Annotated in this window: 20 protein-coding genes; 14 read left to right on the top strand and 6 right to left on the bottom strand. The window is 66.1% G+C overall.

The features are described 5' to 3' along the window. Positions 1-296 precede the first annotated feature (296 nt). From AC6LJ9_RS02750 to AC6LJ9_RS02740, 3 genes are read left to right on the top strand one after another with little or no spacing between them, the layout of a single operon-like run. A complete protein-coding gene (locus AC6LJ9_RS02750; protein WP_498146355.1) occupies positions 297-1,448 on the top strand; it encodes an LLM class flavin-dependent oxidoreductase in 1,152 nt (383 codons plus the stop codon). 8 nt (positions 1,449-1,456) lie between these two features. After that, positions 1,457-1,996: a flavin reductase family protein gene (locus AC6LJ9_RS02745; protein ID WP_498146354.1), complete on the top strand. Its 540-nt coding sequence runs from the start codon at positions 1,457-1,459 to the stop codon at positions 1,994-1,996. A 49-nt stretch (positions 1,997-2,045) separates the two neighbouring features. Next, positions 2,046-2,738, top strand: coding sequence for a GntR family transcriptional regulator (locus tag AC6LJ9_RS02740; protein WP_498146353.1), 693 nt, complete (start codon positions 2,046-2,048; stop codon positions 2,736-2,738). A 130-nt stretch (positions 2,739-2,868) separates the two neighbouring features. Here the strand turns inward: AC6LJ9_RS02740 and AC6LJ9_RS02735 are convergent, their stop codons facing one another. Then, the gene (locus tag AC6LJ9_RS02735) at positions 2,869-3,501 is read right to left on the bottom strand and encodes a LysE/ArgO family amino acid transporter (RefSeq protein WP_498146352.1); all 633 of its coding nucleotides are present in this window, start codon (positions 3,499-3,501) and stop codon (positions 2,869-2,871) included. A 250-nt stretch (positions 3,502-3,751) separates the two neighbouring features. Here AC6LJ9_RS02735 and AC6LJ9_RS02730 point away from each other — a divergent pair, with 250 nt between their 5' ends. After that, positions 3,752-4,444, top strand: a complete 693-nt coding sequence (locus AC6LJ9_RS02730) for an NBR1-Ig-like domain-containing protein (RefSeq protein ID WP_498146351.1) — start codon at positions 3,752-3,754, stop codon at positions 4,442-4,444. Positions 4,445-4,495: 51 nt separating this feature from the next. Here the strand turns inward: AC6LJ9_RS02730 and AC6LJ9_RS02725 are convergent, their stop codons facing one another. The 3 genes from AC6LJ9_RS02725 to mnmE all read right to left on the bottom strand — a co-directional run bounded on the left by AC6LJ9_RS02725 (position 4,496) and on the right by mnmE (position 8,242). Beyond that, complete coding sequence (locus AC6LJ9_RS02725) at positions 4,496-5,632, bottom strand: FAD-dependent oxidoreductase (protein WP_498146350.1); 1,137 nt, start codon at positions 5,630-5,632, stop codon at positions 4,496-4,498. Between the two features lie 20 nt (positions 5,633-5,652). Beyond that, positions 5,653-6,741 (bottom strand): virulence RhuM family protein, encoded by a 1,089-nt coding sequence (locus AC6LJ9_RS02720; RefSeq protein ID WP_498146349.1) that lies wholly within the window; start codon positions 6,739-6,741, stop codon positions 5,653-5,655. A 148-nt stretch (positions 6,742-6,889) separates the two neighbouring features. Next, positions 6,890-8,242 carry a tRNA uridine-5-carboxymethylaminomethyl(34) synthesis GTPase MnmE gene (gene mnmE, locus AC6LJ9_RS02715; RefSeq protein WP_498146348.1) on the bottom strand — a complete coding sequence of 451 codons (1,353 nt, stop codon included), beginning with the start codon at positions 8,240-8,242 and terminating at the stop codon, positions 6,890-6,892. Positions 8,243-8,363: 121 nt separating this feature from the next. Between mnmE and AC6LJ9_RS02710 the strand changes: the two genes are divergently transcribed. The 10 genes from AC6LJ9_RS02710 (at position 8,364) to AC6LJ9_RS02665 (ending at position 19,464) form a co-directional block, all read left to right on the top strand. Then, a complete protein-coding gene (locus AC6LJ9_RS02710; RefSeq protein ID WP_498146347.1) occupies positions 8,364-9,950 on the top strand; it encodes an ABC transporter substrate-binding protein in 1,587 nt (528 codons plus the stop codon). A gap of 22 nt (positions 9,951-9,972) precedes the next feature. Beyond that, the gene (locus tag AC6LJ9_RS02705; protein ID WP_212313133.1) at positions 9,973-10,947 is read left to right on the top strand and encodes an ABC transporter permease; all 975 of its coding nucleotides are present in this window, start codon (positions 9,973-9,975) and stop codon (positions 10,945-10,947) included. After that, entirely contained in the window at positions 10,944-11,861 is a 918-nt protein-coding gene (locus AC6LJ9_RS02700) for an ABC transporter permease (RefSeq protein WP_103271800.1), read from the top strand. The genes AC6LJ9_RS02705 and AC6LJ9_RS02700 overlap by 4 nt, the downstream gene beginning before the upstream one ends. Positions 11,862-11,870: 9 nt before the next feature. Beyond that, positions 11,871-12,881 (top strand): ABC transporter ATP-binding protein, encoded by a 1,011-nt coding sequence (locus AC6LJ9_RS02695; RefSeq protein ID WP_498146346.1) that lies wholly within the window; start codon positions 11,871-11,873, stop codon positions 12,879-12,881. Then, positions 12,871-13,905, top strand: a complete 1,035-nt coding sequence (locus AC6LJ9_RS02690) for an ABC transporter ATP-binding protein (protein ID WP_498146345.1) — start codon at positions 12,871-12,873, stop codon at positions 13,903-13,905. The genes AC6LJ9_RS02695 and AC6LJ9_RS02690 overlap by 11 nt, the downstream gene beginning before the upstream one ends. Positions 13,906-14,112: 207 nt before the next feature. Next, complete coding sequence (locus AC6LJ9_RS02685; RefSeq protein WP_498146344.1) at positions 14,113-15,315, top strand: M20 aminoacylase family protein; 1,203 nt, start codon at positions 14,113-14,115, stop codon at positions 15,313-15,315. Between the two features lie 230 nt (positions 15,316-15,545). Further along, entirely contained in the window at positions 15,546-16,463 is a 918-nt protein-coding gene (locus AC6LJ9_RS02680) for a TauD/TfdA dioxygenase family protein (protein WP_212313125.1), read from the top strand. 65 nt (positions 16,464-16,528) lie between these two features. Then, complete coding sequence (locus AC6LJ9_RS02675; RefSeq protein WP_498146343.1) at positions 16,529-17,572, top strand: ABC transporter substrate-binding protein; 1,044 nt, start codon at positions 16,529-16,531, stop codon at positions 17,570-17,572. A gap of 62 nt (positions 17,573-17,634) precedes the next feature. Next, positions 17,635-18,474, top strand: a complete 840-nt coding sequence (locus AC6LJ9_RS02670; protein ID WP_498146342.1) for an ABC transporter ATP-binding protein — start codon at positions 17,635-17,637, stop codon at positions 18,472-18,474. Between the two features lie 102 nt (positions 18,475-18,576). Beyond that, on the top strand, positions 18,577-19,464 hold the full coding sequence (locus tag AC6LJ9_RS02665) for an ABC transporter permease (protein WP_212313119.1): 888 nt from the start codon (positions 18,577-18,579) through the stop codon (positions 19,462-19,464). 26 nt (positions 19,465-19,490) lie between these two features. Here the strand turns inward: AC6LJ9_RS02665 and AC6LJ9_RS02660 are convergent, their stop codons facing one another. Together AC6LJ9_RS02660 and AC6LJ9_RS02655 are read right to left on the bottom strand one after the other, a co-directional pair. Beyond that, positions 19,491-20,009, bottom strand: coding sequence for a hypothetical protein (locus AC6LJ9_RS02660; protein WP_498146341.1), 519 nt, complete (start codon positions 20,007-20,009; stop codon positions 19,491-19,493). Further along, positions 20,009-21,145: an AAA family ATPase gene (locus AC6LJ9_RS02655; protein WP_498146340.1), complete on the bottom strand. Its 1,137-nt coding sequence runs from the start codon at positions 21,143-21,145 to the stop codon at positions 20,009-20,011. Before AC6LJ9_RS02655 ends, AC6LJ9_RS02660 begins: the two co-directional genes overlap by 1 nt. Between the last annotated feature and the right edge of the window lie 200 nt (positions 21,146-21,345).

Here is a 21,345-nt window from a genome sequence, read left to right as displayed (position 1 = left end):
TGCCGCAGATTTATCTATTCTGAATTCAGTATTCAGTACGTTTTTTCAGCATAGGAATGCCTTTGCGAAAAGTCAAACCTGTTTTGGCCGGCAAGCGTGAAATCGCGGGTAAACGAGCATCCGAACGTGAAGAGGAGGTTGAGCGCCTCAGGGATTCCGAGCATGGCGGCGGTCATTGCGCTGATCGACAATCCGCCATCGATTCTATAAATTGAATTCAGAATTCTTTTATTGTGCGATCATCATCCCGCACCTCGCGGCAAGTCGCCGCCTGCCCTTTCCGCTACGGAGCGTCCATGAGCCAGCACGCCAGCCAGATCCCCGATCCGATCGCCCGTCCGCATGCGAGCCCCGCCTTGCTGCCCAACCCCATGCGCGGTCCGAACCCATTCAAGCTGGGAGTGTTCTCGGCCAACGCCGACGGCGGCCTGAGCTTCACCACCGTGCCGGAACGCTGGGCCGCGCGCTGGGACGAGGTGCAGCAGGCCGCCGTCATCGCCGATCGCGGCGGCATGGACTTCTTCCTGCCCATCGCGCGCTGGAAGGGCTTTGGCGGCACGACACAGGCGCGCGAGTGGTCGTTCGAGACCTTCACCTTCGCCGCCGCGCTGGCCGCCGTCACGCAGCGCATCGCGCTGTTCATGACCGTGCACGTGCCGCTGGTGCATCCGCTGTATGCGGCCAAGGCGCTGGCCACGGTCGATCACATCAGCCACGGGCGCGCCGGCCTGAACATCGTCTGCGGCTGGAACCCCGACGAGTTCGCCATGTTCGGCCAGACGCTCACCGATACGCCGTATGTGCAGGCGGGCGAATGGGCGCAGATCCTGGAAAGCCTCTACAACGCGACTGGACCGCTGGACTTCGAAGGTCGCTACTACCAGCTCAAGCAAGCCGTTTCCAAGCCGGCCGCCTTGCAGTCGCCGCGCCCGGTGACCATGAACGCCGCTTTCGGCGGACCCGGCCGCGACTTCGCCGCGCAGTATTGCGACTACCTCTTCACCACCTTCACCGACATCGAAGGCGGCCGCCAGCACATCGCCGATGTGCGCGCCCGCGCGCTCAAGACCGGGCGCGACGTGGGCGTGTACACGGTCGCGCACGTGGTCTGCCGCGAGACCGAGCAGGAAGCGCGTGACTACTACGAGCATTACTCGCGCGTGCACGAGGACACGGCGGCGGTGGACTATCACATGAAGCAGAAGCAGGGCTTTTCCAACAGCCACGACGCGCGGGCTTACCAGCAGTACCGGCAGCGCTTCGCCGCCGGCACCGGCAGTTATCCGCTGGTCGGCACGCCCGAGCAGATCGCGGCCGAGCTGGCGCGCATGCACGAAGCGGGCTTCGGCGGCGCTGCGCTCACCTTCGTCAACTACGTGCAGGAGCTGCCCTACTTCTGCGAACGGGTACTGCCCCTGCTGCGCGACGCCGGCCTGCGCGTCGAGTGAGGTTCGTCATGAGCGCTCCCGCCCTGCCCCGCGCGCCGGCCGCCGGCATTTCCCCCGAGGCGTTCCGCGCCGGCATGCGCCACCTGGCCGGCGCCGTCACCGTGCTGGCCGCCAGCGGCGCCGATGGCGCGCCCATCGGGCTGGCGGCGACCGCCGTCTGCTCGCTCAGCGCCGAGCCGGCCGCGCTGCTGGCTTGCGTCAACCGCGACACCTCGCTGGGCCGCGTCATCGCGCCCGGCATGGCCTTTTCCGTCAATGTGCTGGGCGCCGCCCATGAGCGGCTGGCGCGCGCCTTCGGCGGCATGCTGGGCCTGGACCAGGAGGCGCGCTTCGCGCTGGGCGCATGGTCGCGGCCCGATGGCCAGGCGCCCGTGCTCGATGACGCGCTGGTCTCGTTCTCGTGTCGCGTGTTCCAGCTGATCGAACATGCCAGCCACCTGATCGTGATCGGCGCGGTCGAGCGCGTGACGCCCGCCGAAGGCGCGGCGCTGCAACCCAGCCTGGTCTATCACCATGGCAATTTCGGCAGCCTGCGCGCCACCGTATAATTCCCCGGCTCGTTTGAATTCTGAATTCATGTTCCACCGGGAGTTCACGATGGCCCAAGACAGTGCCAAGGTTGTCAAATTGCCTCGCCGCACCGCGCTCAAGCAGACCACGCTGAGCGAATCGGTGTACGCGGAAATCCGTTCGCGCCTGCAGCGCGGCGAGATCGGCCCGAACGACCGCGTGCTGGACTACGAAGTGGCCGAGGAATTCGACTGTACCCGCATGCCCGTGCGCCAGGCCCTGCTGCGGCTGGTGAGCGAGGGCTACCTGATCGGCACCACGCGCGGCTTCGTCACGCCCACGCTGACCAACGACGACATCCACGAGATCTTCGAAGTGCGCCGCCTGCTCGAGCCCAGCGCGGCCGCGGGCGCCGTCGCCATCCTGGACGACCGCCAGGACGCCGCGCTCAAGCGTGCCTTCCAGAAGGCCGGCAAGGCCCACGACAAGCGCGACGCGGCGCTGATGATCGAGGCCAACATGGAGTTCCGCGACGTCTGGCTGGGCGCCGTGCAGAACGCGCGCCTGCAGGACACCATCCGCCGCTTCACCGACCACGCGCAGCAGGTGCGGCTGGGCACGCTGAGCGACCCGGGCACGCAGAAGATCGTGGTCGACGGCATGCGCGTCCTGCTCGAGGGCTTCCTGGAACGCGATCCACGCAAGATCAAGACGGCCATGCTGGCGTTCATCGTCAACGCGGAGCAGCAGTATTTCGCGCTGCTGGGCGGACACGACTGAGCGGGTCCGCGCGCCGTCAGGTCGGCGCTTGAGGCTGACCATGAGGCCGCCGCGAGCCGGCGGGTGTTGAACGGATTGTGACGGTTGATCGTGCGCGTCGGCGGGACCTGTCCACGCGCTGCCGCGCCGATCAGCCCGTCCAGTGCCGCCGCGCCAGGTCCATGAAGATATCCACGGCCAGGATGCTGACGATCACCGTCACGCCCAGGTCCAGCGCCCGCCATGTCCAGGCCCGCTGGAACGCCCCGCCCAGCCGCGCGCTGGCCAGCGCCAGCACGACGAACCACGCCAGCGATGCCGCCATCGTGCCCAGCGCGAACCAGGGCTGGCCCGCGGGTGGCCGAGCCAACGCCAGCGGGCCGATCAGCACGACCGTGTCCAGCCAGGAATAGGGATTCAGGAAGCCGAGCCGCGCCACGCTGCGCAGCGCCTCGCCCTGGTCCGCCGCCACGTGCTGCGCGGCCTGCGCCGACAGCCCCAGCCAGGCCGCGCGCAGGCGGCTGCCGGCGAACCACAGCAGATACGCGCCGCCGGCCAGCAACAGCAACGACAGCGCCGCCGGATGGCGCGAGAACGCGGCCGCCAGCCCGGCCATGCCCAGCACGATCTGGATCGCGTCGGCGGCGACGCAGATGGCCACGGCGCGCCACAGCGGGCCGCCGGCCAGTCCCAGGCGCAGCACCAGCGTGTCCTTCGGACCCGGCGCGACGAACAGGCCCAGGCCGAGCAGCAGTCCGTCGGTGAAGTGAGCGGCAAGGGCCATGCGCAAGCTCCTGTGGATAAGCGACGCGCTGTGGATAAGCGTCATCTGTGGATAAGCCGTGGGTCGAGAAAATGCCCGCCGCGCGGCGGCGCCGCGCAAGGCTTGCCACTATCCCCGGCCGCCCGTCCACGGGGGAATACGGACTGTCTGCTTTGCTTTACGATCAATGCCGACGCGCTCGCCGCGCGGGCCACGCGCGCGTCGCGCGATGGAACAATCGCAACGATCGAATTCCCGGAATCCGCCGACCATGCCCGTCACGCAACAGGAAACCCTGCGCATGCTGCTCGCCCGGCGCGGCCGCGAGCTGGGCAAGTCCATGACCGCCATCGCCCGCGAGGCCAGCCTGTCGCGCGCGCACCTGTATGCCCTGGCCGAAGGCCGCGCCCAGGACCCGTCCGTGCGCACCCTGGCGCGCCTGTCGCGCGCGCTGGACGTGTCGCCGCTGCTGCTGTTCCGCTATTACGCGGACGTGTCGGGCGCGCCGCAAAGCGCGCCGACGCTGGCGCCCACCAACCGGGCCCGGGGACTGGACGACCCGCGCGACGTGGCCGTGTTCAACGCCGACGTGACCATGCCCGACCAGGGCATGGTGCTGCCGGGCGAAGTGTTCGAGAAGGTCTGGGAAATCCAGAACCTGGGCAGCCGTCCCTGGCGCGGCCGCAGGCTCGCGCGCGTGGACGGCGAATACGTGCTCGCGCGCCGCGACGCGGCGGGCCGCCTGCAGGGCGCCGTCATGGACGTGCACCTGGCCAGCCTGCAACGCGAGATCGCCGTGCCGGACACGCTGCCGGGGCAGCCCGTCAGGCTGAAGCTGTCGTTCGCCGCGCCCAGGGAAAGCTGCACGGTGGCGTCGATCTGGCGGCTGGAGCACGGCGACGGCCGGCCCTGCTATGGGCCGGAGTTCGTGCTGCATGTGGTGGTGACGGTGATGGCGAGGTAGGCGGCGGGTCTGCGGACCATCGCGCCCGGCGCTCGCTGCGCGCGGCCCGCCTCAGCCGCCGACGCTGGCGCGCATCAGGCGCTTGAACCCCGGAATCCGCACGCTCAGCCCGAACGCCAGATCGCGCCACCATGCCGGCAGGTCCGCCTGGAAACAGGGCGTGAGCGCGCGCGACAGCAACTGGAAGGCCTGCACCCGCCTGCGCCGTTCCCGCGCATAGGCCTGGAACCCCGCTTCGATGTCGCCCGTGCGGCGCAGCCCGCGCGCCAGGGCCAGCGCGTCGCCCATGGCCAAGGTCGATCCCAGGCCCAGCTGCGGGCTCATGGCGTGGGCGGCATCGCCCACCAGGCAGATGCGGCCCTGCGCCAGCCGCTTGGGCCAGGCGTGACGATAAGTGGCGAAGCTGAACTGCGAGTGATCGCGGATCTGGTCCACCACGGGGCGGCTTTGCGGCCAAAAGCGGACCAGCTCGGCCTTCCACGTTTCCAGGTCCGACGCCTGCCATTGCGCATGGCGGGCGACGGGCAGGCTCCAGAACATCGCGATGTCCAGTTGCGCGCCGGTGTAGCTGCACGGCATCAGGCCGAACAGCTTGCGCGGGCCGTGCATGCGCTGATGCAGGATGGTCGGCCATTGCCAGTCCGCCACGCTGATCATGCCGTTCAGGGCGCCCCAGGCATAAGGCGAGGTCGGCGCGGACAGGCCGCATTGCTGCGCCAGGTCGGACCCCGAGCCGCTGGCGATCACCGCGCCTTCATAGACCTGCTCATGTTCGCCCCTGCGCAGCAGCACGCGATCGCGGGAGGGCTCCAGCGCGGCGATCGGCGCGTCCAGATGCAGGCGCACGCCCAGTTCGCCCGCGCGCTGCTGCAACACCCGCGTCATCGCGGGCCGCGTGACGGCGCGCGCCGGCAGGTCTTGCGCATAGGGGATGTCGACCAGCAGCCAGGAACGATGGCTGCGGCCCTCCAGACGGTGGATGGGCACGCTGGCTTGGGCGAAGGCATCGAGGGCGCCCAGCTCGCGCAGGGCCAGCAATCCGCCCGGCTGGATCAGCATGCCGGCCCCCACGGGGGCCAGCGTGGGGTGGCGTTCGAAGACGTCGACCTCGGCGCCTTCGCGCGCCAGCGCGATGGCACAAGCCAGGCCGGCGGTGCCGGCGCCGATGATGGCGATGCGCGGGGGCATGCTAATCGTGGGCATTGACCCTAGGGTTGTTGCTTGTGCGTGGACTTGGAATACGTCGTCAGCTCATCCTGCTTGATAGCAGGCTCAGAATCGTCAGTTGCCGGTGTATTCATGACTTTGTCAAAGTCACTTTCGAACAGCTGGTCTTGTACGATTCTGTACTTTTCAAACTCGGTTTCCGCGTAGGTTTGAGCCTGCTTCGCAGGAATCTTGCCGCCATCTTGCAGGACCTCCCGTTCGTCGAATTCCAGGAACGCGTCAAGCCGGTTGGCCCAATCTTCCATGCTCATGGGAATCTTGCGGCGAGCACGGTCTTCTGCCAGCTCCAGGTATGAATTGACAATACGACCCAGTGAGTCCAGCTCATCCTTGGTCAGATAGTTCTTGGCCACGGATACGTCGTTCTTGAGGATCTTCCCTGCAGGCATGCCGGCCCAGGCAGTCAGTCCCATATTGGGTTTCTTGCTGTCGGCCCGATTGCGAATCAATTCGGCGGCGGTATGACCATGAATGGCGTAGTGCAGCTTGTTTTGCACCTTGGCGAAGAATGCCTTGGTCGTGGGGGCATGCGGGTTGTAATCCAAACTGGTCGCGTAGATATCGGTGATTTTTTGGTAGAAGCGGCGTTCACTCAGGCGAATCTCCCGGATCTCCGCGAGCAGTCGCTCAAAGTAGTCTTCGCCTATGAAGCTACCGTTTTCCATGCGTTGGCGATCCAGCACATAGCCTTTGATCGCGAACTCGCGCAACACGCTTGTTGCCCATTGTCGGAACTGGGTGGCACGTATCGAATTCACCCGGTAGCCTACGGAAATTATGGCGTCCAGATTATAGAAGTCCACTGCTCGCGATACCTCTCTCTTGCCTTCCTTCTGAACTATCCGGAATTTCCGGATAGTTGCTTCGGGCGTGAGCTCGTGGCTGGCATATACATTCTTTAGGTGTTCGCTGATTGTTCGTACATCCACGCCGAATAGTTCGGCCATCAGCTTCTGTGACAGCCAAACGGTTTCGTCGCCGTAGCGGGCTTCAATGCCTTGTTCTCCGGCCTGGTTCGTGAAGATCAGGAACTCGGCAGTGCTGTTTCGAATCAGTTTCTTGTCATTCATGCCAAATTTCCTGGGAGCTGGGACCCAGTTTCGCACGGTATGCCCGGTGAGCAGGCTTTCCAATCCGTATTGCTATCACAGGACAAATCTGGAAGGAGTCATGCCTCGCCGATCTGACTTTCAGATCCTGGGGTGATGCGTCCTTGCGCTACTTCCCAATACAAAAACTAGAAAAAATCTCCCCCAGCAAATCATCGCTGGTGAACTTCCCCGTGATCCCCGACAAGCTGTCATGCGCCAGCCGCAGTTCCTCGGCGAACAGATCCAGCACCCGATCATCCTGCTCCGCATGTTCGCCCGCCAGCGCCAGATGCTCCGCCGCCGCCTGCAACGCATGCAGATGCCGTTCACGCGCCAGCCACGGCGATTCAGCGCCCGGATTCCACCCCGCGATCTTCAGCAGTTCCGCGCGCAGCGCATCCAGCCCCAACCCGCGCTTGGCCGAGATGCCCAGTTCGCCCGGCCCGGCGGAAAAAGCTGTGGATAACAGATCCACCTTGTTGAACACCTTCAGCATCGGCGTGCGCGGCGGCAGGCGGGCGGTGATCTGGGCGTCGAGTTCGTCGCCCGGCTGGGTGGCGTCCTGCAGGTGCAGGATGAGGTCGGCGCGTTCGATTTCCTGCCAGCTGCGGGCGATGCCAATGCTTTCCACCGTGTCCTCGGTCTCGCGCAGGCCGGCGGTGTCGACGATGTGCAGCGGCACGCCGTCGATATGGATTTCCTGCACCACCTTGTCGCGCGTGGTGCCGGCGATGGGCGTGACGATGGCGATGTCGTCGCCGGCCAGCGCGTTGAGCAGGCTGGACTTGCCGACGTTGGGCTGGCCGGCCAGCACCACGTGCAGGCCTTCGCGCAGGATCACGCCCTGGCGGGCCTGGGCGATCAGGCGGCCGAGGTCGGCGGTCAGCGCGTCCAGCGTCGGGCGGGCCTGGTATTTTTCAAGGAAGTCGATTTCCTCTTCGGGGAAATCCAGCGTGGCCTCGACCAGCATGCGCAGGTGGATGATGCGGTCGGACAGGTCGTTGACGCGGGCCGAGAATTCGCCCGACAGCGAGGCCATGGCGCCGCGCGCGGCGGCCACCGAGGACGCGTCGATCAGGTCGGCCACGGCCTCGGCCTGGGCCAGGTCCATGCGGTCGTTGAGGAAGGCGCGGCGGGTGAACTCGCCGGGCTCGGCCAGGCGCAGGCCCTGGTCGCGGCCGGCGGCCAGGCAGCTGTCGAGCACGCGGCGCAGCACGGCGGGGCCGCCGTGGCCCTGCAGCTCCAGCACGTCCTCGCCGGTATAGGAATGCGGGGCGCGGAAGTACAGCGCGATGCCTTCGTCGAGCAGCTCGCCGTCCGTCGATTTGAACGGCAGGTAGTGCGCGTGGCGCGGCGTGAGGTCGCGCTGGAACAATGCGCGCACCAATCCGGACAGGTCCGCACCGGAAACGCGCACGACGCCGATGCCGCCCCTTCCTGGTGCGGTTGCGATGGCGGCGATGGGGGCGTGGACTGACATGGCTCAATCAATAGTGCGAGGCGATAACAATAAGGGAATATAACTGTTGCGCGAGCGCTTGGTTGCTGGTTAATGTGCCCGGCTAGAGGTTCAAAACCCGAAACAATCCTGGGAGATCACGATGGCATCTCGGTTTTCGCGTGTATTGGCCTGCGGCAGTGCCGCGGTGGTGTTGGCGTTCGGCGCCTGTAGCGCGGCCATGGCGCGCGATCTGGTGATCGCGCTCAAGACCGAGCCGTCTTCGATGGATCCGCAATACCACGCGCTGACGCCGAACACGCAGATCTCCCAGACCATCTTCGATACCCTGGTCGCCACCGACGCGCAGTTGAAGCCGGTGCCGGCGCTGGCCGAGTCCTGGACCGTGGACGGCAAGGTCTGGACCTTCAAGCTGCGCTCCGGCGTGAAGTTCTCGGACGGCACGCCCTTCACCGCCGAGGACGTGGTCTTCACCTATGACCGCGTGCCCAAGGTGCCGAACAGCCCCTCGCCCTTCACGCTGTACCTGGGCTCGGTCGCCAAGACCGAGGCCGTCGATCCGATGACGCTGCGCATCACCACCAAGGACGTGGCGCCGAACCTGCTGGTGAACCTGGCGCAGCTGCCCATCATGTCGAAGAAGGCCGCCTCCGGGCCGGCCGCCGAGGGCAAGACCACCACCGAGCTGAACAGCGGCGACGGCCTGGTGGGCACCGGCCCCTACAAGTTCGTGTCCTGGAAGCGCGGCGCCGAGTTCGTGCTGGCGCGCAATGACAGCTACTGGGGCAAGAAGCCCGAGTGGGACAAGGTGATCTACCGCCCGATCAGCAATCCCGCCGCGCGCGTGGCCGCGCTGCTGGCCGGCGACGTGGACATGATCGAGGATCCCCCCACCGACGACCTGCCCAAGCTCAAGGGCGACAAGAAGCTCTACGTCGAGGAAACCCCCTCGGTGCGCGTGGTGTACGTGGCGCTGGACCAGCATGCCGAGCCCTCGCCCGGCGTGCAGGGCACGGACAAGAACCCGATGAAGGACAAGCGCGTGCGCGAGGCGCTGTCGCTGGCGCTGAACCGCGATGCGCTGGTCGAGCGCGTGATGGGCGGCGTGGCGCTGCCCGCCGGCAACCTGCTGCCCTACCCCATGTTCGGTTCCAGCAAGGAGCATTCCAAGGCGCCCAAGGCCGATGTGGACAAGGCCAAGGCGCTGCTCAAGGAAGCCGGCTATCCCAACGGCTTCTCGATCACGCTGGGCTCGCCCTCGGGCCGCTACGTGAACGACTCCAAGGTGGCGCAAGCGATCGCGTCCATGTGGACGCGCATCGGCGTGAAGACCAGCGTGGATGCGATGGCGCCGCCGGTGTTCTTCAAGAACCGCGATTCCTATGCGTTCTCGGCCTATCTGGCGGGCTGGTCGGTGACCAGCGGCGAGATGTCCAACGCGCTGACCGCGCTGCTGGTGACGCGCAATCCGGAAGCGGGCCTGGGCACCACCAACCGCAGCCGCTACTCCAACCCCAAGATGGATGAGCTGGTGAAGGAAGCCTCGTCCACCATGGACGATGCCAAGCGCGCCGACCTGCTCGCGCGCGCCAGCAACATCGCCATGGACGACTACGCGATGCTGCCGGTGCACTTCGAGCTGTCGGTGTGGGCCATGAAGAGCGACATCCGCTACCAGGGCCGGCCCGACCAGGTCACCCTCGCGCAGTTCGCCACCCTGAAGAAGTAACGCGCATAGCGGGCGGTTTCACGTGCTGGCGACTATCGTAAGAAGGCTGTTGCAGACTGTCGTGGTCATGCTGGTGATGTCGGCGCTGGTGTTCGCCGGCATCTACATGGTGGGCGATCCGGTGTCGATGCTGGCCAGTCCGGAGGCCACCGAGGCCCAGCGCGCGGCGATCCGCGCGTCGCTGGGCCTGGACCTGCCATTGTGGCGGCAGTACCTGATCTTCATGGGCCAGGCGGTGCGCGGCGACTTCGGCAACAGCTTCCTGACCGGCGAGCCGGCCATGCGCCTGATCCTGGAGCGCATGCCGGCCACGGTGGAGCTGGCCTCGGTGGCCATGCTGCTGTCGGTGCTGATCGGCGTGCCGCTGGGCATCCTGGCGGGCCTGAAGCCGCGTTCGCCCGGCTCGCGCGCCATCATGACGGGCTCGGTGCTGGGCTTCTCGCTGCCGAACTTCTGGGTCGGGCTGATGCTCATCATGGTGTTCGCCGTGATGCTGGGCTGGGTGCCGGCCGGCGGACGCGGACAGACCGTCAGCATCGGCTCGCTGCAGCTCAGCGTGCTGACGCTGGACGGCTGGGCCAGCCTGGCGCTACCCGCGGCCACCATCGCCTTCGCCAAGTGCGCCATGATCATCCGCGTGACGCGCGCCGCCACGCGCGAGGCCCTGCCCATGGACTACATCAAGTTCGCGCGCGCCAAGGGCCTGTCCGAGCGCCGCGTGCTGGGCGTGCACCTGCTCAAGAACATCCTGATCCCCGTGGTGACGGTGGCCGGCCTGGAGTTCGGCCAGGTCATGGCCTTCGCGGTGGTCACCGAGACCGTGTTTTCCTGGCCGGGCATGGGCAAGCTGCTGATCGATTCCATCATCAACCTGGACCGTCCGGTGGTGGTGGCGTATCTGCTCCTGATCGTGTTCTTCCTGGTCATGCTCAACCTCGTGGTGGACATCATCTACACGGTGCTGGATCCCCGCGTCAGACTGGACGGCCGCCGATGACCACGCCCGCCATTGCCAGCGCGCCCGCCGCGCGCCCCGAACAGACGCCCTGGCGTCGCTTCGTGTCGGATTTCTGCGCCAGCAAGCTGGCCCTGCTGGGCCTGGTGATGCTGGTCGTGATCGTGGGCGCTGCGCTGCTGGCGCCCTGGATCGCGCCGCAGAATCCCTATGACCTGGCCGCGCTGGACATCATGGATTCCAAGCTCAGGCCCGGCAGCGCAAGCGGCGACGGCGCCATGCGCTACTGGCTGGGCACCGACGGGCTGGCGCGCGACCTCTTGTCGGCCATCCTGTACGGCATGCGCACCAGCCTGCTGGTGGCGGCCGTGTCGGTGCTGGCGGCCTTCGGCATCGGCGCGACCGTGGGGCTGATCGCGGCTTACTTCGGCGGCCGCATCGACGCGCTGCTGATGCGCATCGTCGACATCCAGCTGTCCTTCCCGGCCATCCTGGTGGCGCTGATGCTGCTGGCGATCCTGGGCAAGGGCGTGGACAAGGTGATCATCGCGCTCATCGTGGTGCAGTGGGCCTATTTCGCGCGGGCGGCGCGCGGCGCGGCGCTGGTCGAGCGCGGCAAGGAATACGTCGAGGCCGCGCGCTGCATGTCGCTGGGCTGGGGGCGCGTGCTGTTCCGCCATGTGCTGCCCAACTGCATGCCGCCCCTGATCGTCATCGCCACCATCGACCTGGCGCACGCCATCGCGCTGGAGGCCACGCTGTCCTTCCTGGGCGTGGGCGTGCCGGTGTCCGAGCCCTCGCTGGGCATGCTGATCTACAACGGCTTCGAGTATCTGCTGTCCGGGCAGTACTGGATTTCCTTCTTCCCCGGCATCGCGCTGGCGCTGGCCATCATCGCCATCAACCTGGTGGGCGACCACCTGCGCGATGTGCTCAACCCGCGCAACGCGGACTAGGGGACGGCGATGCAGGCGAACCTTGTGGACAAGTCCCCGGCGGCGTCCGGACCCGTGCTCGACGTGCGCGGCCTGAAGACGCATTTCTTCACGCGCAACGGCGTGGCCCGTGCCGTGGACGGCGTGGATCTGCATCTGGCGGCCGGCGAGATCCTGGGCCTGGTGGGCGAGTCCGGCTCGGGCAAGAGCATCACCGGTTTCTCGCTGATGGGCCTGCTGGACGAGCCGGGCCGCATCGTCGACGGCAGCATCCGCTTGAACGGCGAGGAGTTGCGCGGCGCGACGCCGGCCCGCTGGCGCCAGCTGCGCGGACGCGACATCGCGATGATCTTCCAGGATCCGATGATGACGCTGAACCCGGTGCTGCGCGTGGACACGCAGATGATCGAGGCGGTGCAGGCGCATGGCGGCGCATCGCGCGATCTGGCGCGCAAGCGCGCACTGGAAACGCTGGCCATGGTCGGCATACCCGCGCCCGAGGAACGGCTGCGCGCCTATCCGCACCAGCTGTCCGGCGGCATGCGCCAGCGCGTGGCCATCGCCATCGCGCTGCTGAATTCGCCGCGGCTCATCATCGCCGACGAACCCACCACGGCGCTGGACGTGACCATCCAGGGGCAGATCCTGTTCGAAGTGCAGAAGCTGTGCCAGGACACCGGCACGGCGCTGATCTGGATCACCCACGACCTGGCCGTGGTGGCCGGGCTGGCCGACCGCGTGGCCGTGATGTACGCGGGCCGCGTGGTGGAGACCGGCACGACCGAGGCCGTCATCAGCCATCCCATGCACCCTTACACGCACGGCCTGATCGCGTCGATTCCCACGCCGGAATCGCGCGGGCGGCCATTGGAACCGATACCGGGCATGACCCCTTCGCTGCTCAACCTGCCGCAAGGCTGCGCGTTCCGCGGCCGCTGCCCGCGCGCGAGCGACGCCTGTCTGGCCGAGCCCCAGCCGCAGGAAATCCGTCCCGGCCAATGGGTGCGCTGCTGGCACGCCGGAGCGCGCGATGACGCATGACGCCTCGACGCCCATCCTGTCGCTGCGCGGCGTCGAGCTGCGTTTCGTGCAGCCGGTGGACCTGGCCGGCCGCATCGCCAACCTGCTGGGCGCGGGCCTGAAGACGCAGGTCGTGCACGCGGTGGCCGGCGTGGACCTGGACGTGATGCCGGGCGAGGTCATCGGCATCGTGGGCGAGTCCGGCTGCGGCAAGTCCACGCTGGGCCGCATCGTCTCGGGCATCCTGCCGCCCAGCGCGGGCGAGCTGCGCTATCGCGGCAAGCCGGTGCAGAGTCTGCCGGGCCCGGAACGGCGCGCCTACGAGCTGGGCGTGCAGATGATCTTCCAGGATCCCTATGCCTCGTTGAACCCGCGCATGCGGGTGCGCGAGATCATCGGCGAGGCGCCGGTGGCGCACAAGCTGGTGGCCGCGCGCGACAAGGCCGATTACGTGGCCGGGCTGATGCGCCAGGTCGGGCTGGACCCAGGCTATGCGCAGCGTTATCCGCACCAGTTCTCGGGCGGCCAGCGCCAGCGCATCGGCATCGCGCGCGCGCTGGCGCTCAAGCCCTCCGTCATCGTCTGCGACGAGGCGGTGGCGGCGCTGGACGTGTCGATCCAGGCGCAGGTGCTGAACCTGTTCGAGCGGCTGCGCGGCGAGCTGGACCTGACGTACCTGTTCATCAGCCACAACCTCAGCGTGGTCAGCCACATCTCGGACCGCGTGGCCATCATGTACCTGGGCCGCGTGGTCGAGCTGGCGCCCACCGACGAGATCTTCCAGCGCGCCAATCATCCGTACACACAGGCGCTGCTGAAGGAGCTGCCGACGCTGACGCCGGGCCGGCGCGCGTACCGGCCGATCAAGGGCGAGCTGCCGTCGCCGCTGGATCCGCCGACCGGCTGCGCCTTCCACCCGCGCTGTCCGCAGGCCATGCAGCGCTGCAAGACCGAAAGGCCCTTGCTGCGCGCGATCGCGCCGGGGCATGTCAGCGCCTGTCACTTGAACGATGAGGGGGCCGCGCCGGCAAGCGCCAGCGGTTGATGCGTGGCGGCCGATGAGCGGCCGTCGCATGACGGCCATCGATCGGCGGAGGCAGATTTCAGCCGTGGATCGCGGCGGGGATCACGGGGTTTTCCCGGAAAAGCGCCCTCTCGCTCTTGCCCGCCGTGCTACACCTGAACAATCACCGCCATCGGCTTATCCACAGCCTTGTTCCCTTTTCCCCGCCTGAATCCGCTGGATCCCGCCATGAAGACCATCGCCGAAATCGAACGCGCGCATCCCGAACTCACCGCGCTGCGCCGCGACATCCACGCCCATCCCGAACTTGCCTTCCAGGAAACGCGCACGTCCACGCTGGTGGCCGAGAAGCTGCGCGGCTGGGGCCTGGAAGTCCACACGGGCCTGGGGAAAACCGGCGTGGTCGGCATTCTGCGCGCCGGCAGCGGCAAGAAGACGGTGGGCCTGCGCGCCGACATGGACGCGCTGCCCATGCCCGAGCACAACCGTTTCGCGCACCGCTCCACCATCAGCGGCCGCATGCACGGCTGCGGCCATGACGGGCACACCGCCATGCTGCTGGGCGCGGCGCAGTACCTGTCCACGCACCGCGACTTCGACGGCACCGTGGTGTTCATCTTCCAGCCCGCCGAGGAAGGCGGCAACGCCGGCGCGCGCGCCATGATGCAGGACGGCCTGTTCGACCGCTTTCCCTGTGACGCCGTGTTCGGCATCCACAACATGCCGGGCATGCCGGTGAACCAGTTCGGCTTTCGCGCCGGTCCGACGATGGCGTCGAGCAACCGCTGGGACATCGTGATCAAGGGCGTGGGCGGCCACGCCGCGCAGCCGCATGCCTCGGTGGATCCGATCATCGTCGCGGCCGACATGGTGCATGCCTTGCAGACCGTGATCTCGCGCAGCAAGAATCCGCTGGAACAGGCGGTGCTGTCGATCACGCAGATCCACGCCGGCGACGCCTACAACGTGATTCCGGGCGAGGCGGTGCTGCGCGGAACGGTGCGCACGTACTCGGTGGAAACGCTGGACAAGATCGAGGCCGACATGCGCCGCATCGCCACCACGCTGCCGCAGGTCTATGGCGGCACCGGCGAGCTGGATTTCGTGCGCGCCTATCCGCCGCTGGTGAACTGGGAACAGGAAACCGCCTTCGCCGCGCAGGTGGCCGAGAACGCGTTCGGCGCCGAGAACGTGCTGCGCGACATGCCGCCCTTCATGGGCGCCGAGGACTTCTCGTTCTTCCTGGAAAAAGTGCCGGGCGCCTATCTGTTCCTGGGCAATGGCGACGGCGACCATCGCATGGAAAGCTATCACGGCATGGGGCCGTGCCAGCTGCACAACCCGAACTACGACTTCAACGACGCGCTGCTGCCGGTGGGCGCCACGTACTGGGTCAAGCTGGCGCAGGCCTACCTGCCTGTGGAAAAGTAGCGGGCGGCTGCTTTCATGCCGATTTTTCACTAGCTTATGAGTTATCCACATGAAGGCGCGGCGTTCCCATAGCGGACGCCGCGCCTTATGACGCCAGGCTTTGTTCAAACGCCAATATCTTCGTTTGCGTTGCAAGGCCGGCTTTTCATAATCGATCGTTCCTGGTCCCGGCGCATCGCCGGGCCGCCCCAATCCGGTCCGGCAATGCGCCGGACGCCCAGGAGCGATCGATGCCCCAAAGCAATGCCCTGCTGCGCGATGTGGATGCGCACGCGGAACCGCAAGCCGCCCAGCCGCAAGCCTTCGAGCTGCGCCCGCTGCCGGGTCCGCTGGGCGCCGAGCTCATCGGCCTGGACCTGTCGCGCGAATTGACGCGCGAGGATTTCGCCCGCATCCATCAGGCGCATCTGGACCATCATCTGCTGGTGTTCCGCGACCAGCGCATCACGCCGCGCCAGCACATCGATTTCAGCCGCCGCTTCGGCCCGCTGATGATCCACGTGCTGCATCAGTTCCACCTGCCCGGCCATCCCGAGATCCTGACCGTTTCCAACATCGTCGAGAACGGCAAGCCGGTGGGTTTGGGTGACGCCGGGAAGTACTGGCATTCGGATATCTCGTACAAGGCGCTGCCCAGCCTGGGTTCGCTGCTGCACGCGCAGGAGCTGCCGTCCGAAGGCGGCGATACGCTGTTCGCCAACATGCACCTGGCCTACGACACGCTGCCCGAGGCGCTGCGCAACGCGGTCGAAGGCCGCCGCGCCGTGCACTCCTATCTGGCCAAGTACGGCCAGCTGCAAAAGGAAGGCAACTGGCGTCCGAACCTGAGCGCGCAACAGGTGGCGCAAGTGCAGGAAGTCTCGCATCCGGTGGTGCGCACGCATCCGGAGAACGGCCGCCGCGCGCTGTTCGTGAGCGAAGGCTTCACCACCCGCATCGAAGGCCTGCCGCAAGACGAAAGCGACGCCTTGCTGGCCGAGCTGTACGCGCACAGCGTGCGTCCCGAGCATGTCTATCGCCATCACTGGCGCGAGCATGACCTGGTGTTCTGGGACAACCGCTCGCTGATCCATCTGGCCGGCGGCACGCCCGACCATCTGCGTCGCAAGCTGTACCGCACCACCATCGAGGGCGACGCGCCGTTCTGAGCGCGCCCGCGCATCGCCAGATTCCACGCCCCGCACAGCACTACGACTTATCCACAAGGAACACCATGCGTTTGTCCGCCGCCGCAAAAGACCGATTCGCGCAAGTCCTCACCAGCGCCGGCCTGGCCCTGGTCCTCGCCGTGCTGGCGCTGGCTTCGCCTTCGCCGGCCCAGGCCGAGGGCCGCATCCGCCTCGCCGAGCAGTACGGCATCGTCTACCTGCTGCTGAACGTGGCGCGCGACCAGCAGCTGATCGAAAAGCATGGCAAGGCCGAGGGTGTGGATATCTCGGTGGAATGGGCCAAGCTGTCCGGCGGCTCGGCGGTGAACGACGCGCTGCTGTCCGGCGCGGTGGACATCGCCGGCGCGGGCGTGGGGCCGCTCCTGACCATCTGGGACCGCACGCGCGGCAAGCAGAACGTCAAGGGCGTGGCCTCGCTGGGCAATTTTCCCTATTACCTGGTGACCAACAATCCCAACGTGAAGAGCATCGCCGACTTCACCGAACGCGACCGCATCGCCCTGCCCGCCGTCGGCGTGTCGGTGCAGTCGCGCGTGCTGCAGCTGGCCTCGGCCAAGCTGTGGGGCGACGCGCACTACGACAAGCTGGACAAGATCTCGGTGGCGCTGCCGCATCCGGACGCCGCCGCCGCCATCATCGCCGGCGGCACCGAGATCACCGGCCACTTCGGCAATCCGCCGTTCCAGGAACAGGAGCTGGCCGAGAACCCCAAGGCGCGCATCGTGCTCAATTCGTATGACGTGCTGGGCGGCCCCAGCTCGTCCACCGTGCTCTTCGCCACCGAGAAATTCCGCAAGGACAATCCCAAGACCTACAAGGCCTTCCAGCTGGCGCTCCAGGAAGCCGCCGAGTTCGCCACCGCCAATCCGGAAAAGGCCGCCGATACGTACTTGCGCGTGACCGGCGCCAAGCTCGACCGCGACTTCCTCATCAAGATCATCAAGAACCCCGATGTGCAGTTCAAGCTGGCGCCGCAGAATACCTACACGCTGGCGCAGTTCATGCACAAGGTGGGCGCGATCAAGACGGCGCCGGCCAGCTGGCGCGAGTATTTCTTCGACGACGCCGTCACCGCCCAGGGCAGCTAAGGGCAAGGCCCCGCCCCGATGAGGTCTGGACGTGGGGGGCTTTAGAACCAAGGAGAACCGACATGTCCATCCATTCCGCCAGCCCTGTGGATAACGCTGAAAGCCGAGGTCCGCTGCTGCGTGTGGATAAGGTGTCGCTCGAATACAAGACGCCGGAACGGCGCGTGCGCGCCACGCATCAGGTCAGCTTCGATGTGCACGCGTCCGAGCGCTTCATCCTGCTGGGCCCGTCGGGCTGCGGCAAGTCCACGCTGCTCAAGGCCGTCGCCGGCTTCATCAAGCCGACCGAAGGCCGCATCGCGCTGGACGACCGGCCGGTGCAAGGCCCGGGCCCGGACCGCATCGTGGTGTTCCAGGAATTCGACCAGCTGCCGCCGTGGAAGACGCTGCGGCAGAACGTGGCGTTTCCGCTGATCGCCTCGCGCAAGCTGGGCCGGCGCGAGGCCGATGAGCGCGCCATGCATTACCTGGACAAGGTCGGACTGGCGGGCTTCGCCGACGCCTATCCCCACACCTTGTCCGGCGGCATGAAGCAGCGCGTGGCGATCGCGCGCGCGCTGGCCATGCAGCCGCGCGTGCTGCTGATGGACGAGCCCTTCGCCGCGCTGGACGCGCTGACGCGGCGGCGCATGCAGGAAGAGCTGATGGCCCTGTGGGAAGAGGTGCGCTTCACGCTGCTGTTCGTCACCCATTCCATCGAGGAGGCGCTGGTGCTGGGCAGCCGCGTGCTGCTGCTGTCGCCGCATCCGGGCCGCGTGCGCGCCGAGCTGAACGCGCAGGCGCACAGCCTGCACAGCCAGGGCTCGGCCGCTTTCCAGGCGGCCACGCGGCGCATTCACGACTTGCTGTTCGATCAGGCGTCCGCGCGGGCGGACGAGGCCGAGCGCCGCGCGGCGGCCTGAGGCTGCCGCCATTCATTCGCCGCGCGGTTGATTGCCGCGCCCGTTCAATACGCGGGCTTTGCCGCGCGCGATATCCACAGTTTGCGATCACCGAGACCCGCCATGTCCGTCATCACCTCCGTCCACGCCGATGCGCTGGCCGCGCGTCCCGATATCGAATACGCGCTGCCGCCGTTGCCCGCGCAGGCCGCCGAGGCACCGTTGTCCTGGCGCGAGCGCCTGTGGGCCCGCGCCGGCGTGCGCAAGCTGTTCATCCTGGCGCTGCTGGCCCTGCTGTGGGAGCTGGCCGCGCGGCTGACCGATAACGACCTGCTGTTGCCGGGCGCCTGGCAGACCGCGCAGGCCTTCGCCGCCGGCCTGGCCAGCGGCGAGCTGGCGGCGCGCGCCGGGCAGTCGCTGCGGGTGCTGGTGCAGGGTTATGTGGCGGGCGTGGCGCTGGCCTTCGCGCTGACCACGCTGGCCGTGTCCACGCGCCTGGGCCGCGACCTGCTGTCCACGCTGACCTCGATGTTCAACCCGCTGCCCGCCATCGCCCTGCTGCCGCTGGCGCTGCTGTGGTTCGGCCTGGGCGAAGGCAGCCTGGTGTTCGTGCTGATCCATTCCGTGCTGTGGGCGCTGGCGCTGAACACCTACGCGGGCTTCCTGGGCGTGTCCGAGACCCTGCGCATGGCGGGACGCAACTACGGGCTGACGGGGCTGCGCTACGTGCTGTGGATCCTGGTGCCGGCCGCGCTGCCCGCGATCCTGGCCGGCCTGAAGATCGGCTGGGCCTTCGCCTGGCGCACGCTGATCGCCGCCGAACTGGTGTTCGGCGCGTCCAGCGGCAAGGGCGGGCTGGGCTGGTACATCTTCCAGAACCGCAACGAGCTGTACACCGACAAGGTGTTCGCCGGGCTGGCGGCCGTGGTCATCATCGGCCTGCTGGTGGAAAGCCTGGGCTTCGACACGCTGGAGCGGTTGACGGTCAGGCGCTGGGGCATGCAGCGTTGAGCAGATGGGCGCTCGTGACGGGCGCCTTATCGCTTGCGGCTACGGTTGCCAGCCTTGTTTTCATTTGTACTCGTCGATGATTTGGGCAAGTGCTTGGCAGCGACCGATTTACCTACGAATTGGATGCCGTTTTGATCAAGCAGTCTTCGACTTTTTTCAGTGTCCGCAAAATGTACGTTGCCGGATGCTACCCAGAGCCATCGGTCGACCCGGGTGCCATCGCGTAGATGGTCTTTCAATTGCACTAGTGCCGCGGAGCGCTTTTTGATGACCGTCTGGATTTGATCCTGTTTAGCGGAGTGAGGTTCGACGCCGACGACTTTTCCACTTGAATGGTGGCCTAGCAGGTAATCCCAGCGGTTTTCTTGTTCGCGACCCGCTTTCATTGCCTTGTCCAAATCCAGGCTGTCGGAGAAGTCCGGGCGGACATCAGCCGCGAAGTACTTGTGGTGGGAGGCTTCCACTGCGTCTAGTCCATCGACGATTTTGGGCTGCAGTGTTGATTTGTCTTGTAGTGCTGTCCTGACGGGAGTTTTTTTGGCCATCACTCGGCCTCATTGACTGCTTCGCGCACTGCATCGCCAAAGCGTGATGAGAACTTGGTCAATCCTCCCCAGCCTGCTATACGTTCATCTTCCGAACCGGGGTCCAGGGAAGTAATGTCCATGGAGCCTACCTTTCCAGAATCATCAAATTCGAGCAGGTGCGCACGATAGTCTTTTTCGAGAGCAGCTTTTGCCACAAGCCGCATGGTCTGGGAATGGGGTACGTCGAAAGCTTCGCAGACAAGCTGCGAGCGGGCTCGATGGACTTTCAGTTGGCGCATCATCCACAGCATGGTCAAGACGTGTGGCGAGTGCGTTGATAGTACGACTCGATAGCCGCGCCACAGTAGATCAAGCACTAACAGCATCGTGGCAGTGACAGCTTGGGGATGCAAACCCATTTCGGGTTCTTCGATGATGACCCAATCCGTTTCTATGCGCTTTCGCTGTTGGGTCGAGGGCAGCAGGTGATAGAGGCCGAGCAAGAGCGGTGTGAATTCGCGTTGACCTGCAGTCCATGTCATGAACGGCAGGTGCATATCCCCGTGCGTCAGACGTAGGCGTTGTGCGTGTTGATGATCTTCTTCAATACCAATCCGGCCAGCGTGAAAGACGGCATCGTCGATTTTCTTGCGGATTTCCTGCTTCAGTCGTCTTTCAACTGGAAACAACGTTCCCGCATCTTTGCCGTTGAACCGGTCAAAGAGATTCTGGCTGAATAGTCGAGCGACAGCCGGCGTATCCGATGAGAGTTTTTGAAATGGCGAAGCCCAGCCATCGCTCAACAGCATTGAACGGTGCGCCGGAACGAAGAAAAGTCTTTCGCTGCCGTCGCCGATTCGACTGATATTTTGCGGCGTGATGCTCTTGCGATTCAGCAGAATTTCGGTCGCGCCCGTCTTCCAGGCAGGGGCCATGCCATTGCCAAAGATCAAATCTATGAGGACTTCGGAACGGTCGACCGAATAGCCCGAGTTTTTCAAGCTTTCCACGAGTTGCTTGCCATCCATAGCCACTTTCAGCCATTGCAGGGCCAAGCTTTTTCCTGCGCCTTGCGGGCCGACCAGCACGGTCAGGTCTCCGAAGCTGAGATCTACGTTCTTCAGATGGGCAAAGTTCCGGATGGCCAGTTTCAATGCCGGGGTCGACCTGGTTGCCATGATGTATGGAAGCGATGAATTGAAGGGGACGGTAGTGGGTTTATATCAGGTTTGTCGGCGCGAATCTAAGATGCCTGGATGGCTCGTCTCGATGTGCCTGTCTGTGATCAAGCAGAATGCACGTGTAAGGTGTCGTTGATCGTTTGGAGCTACCTTTCTTGTGACGCGGCGTTGTA

The sequence above is a fragment of the Achromobacter sp. 1011811831 genome (assembly GCF_059760905.1).
The sequence above is the reverse complement of the archived record's forward strand: the minus strand, read 5'-3'. Positions and strand labels throughout refer to the sequence as shown.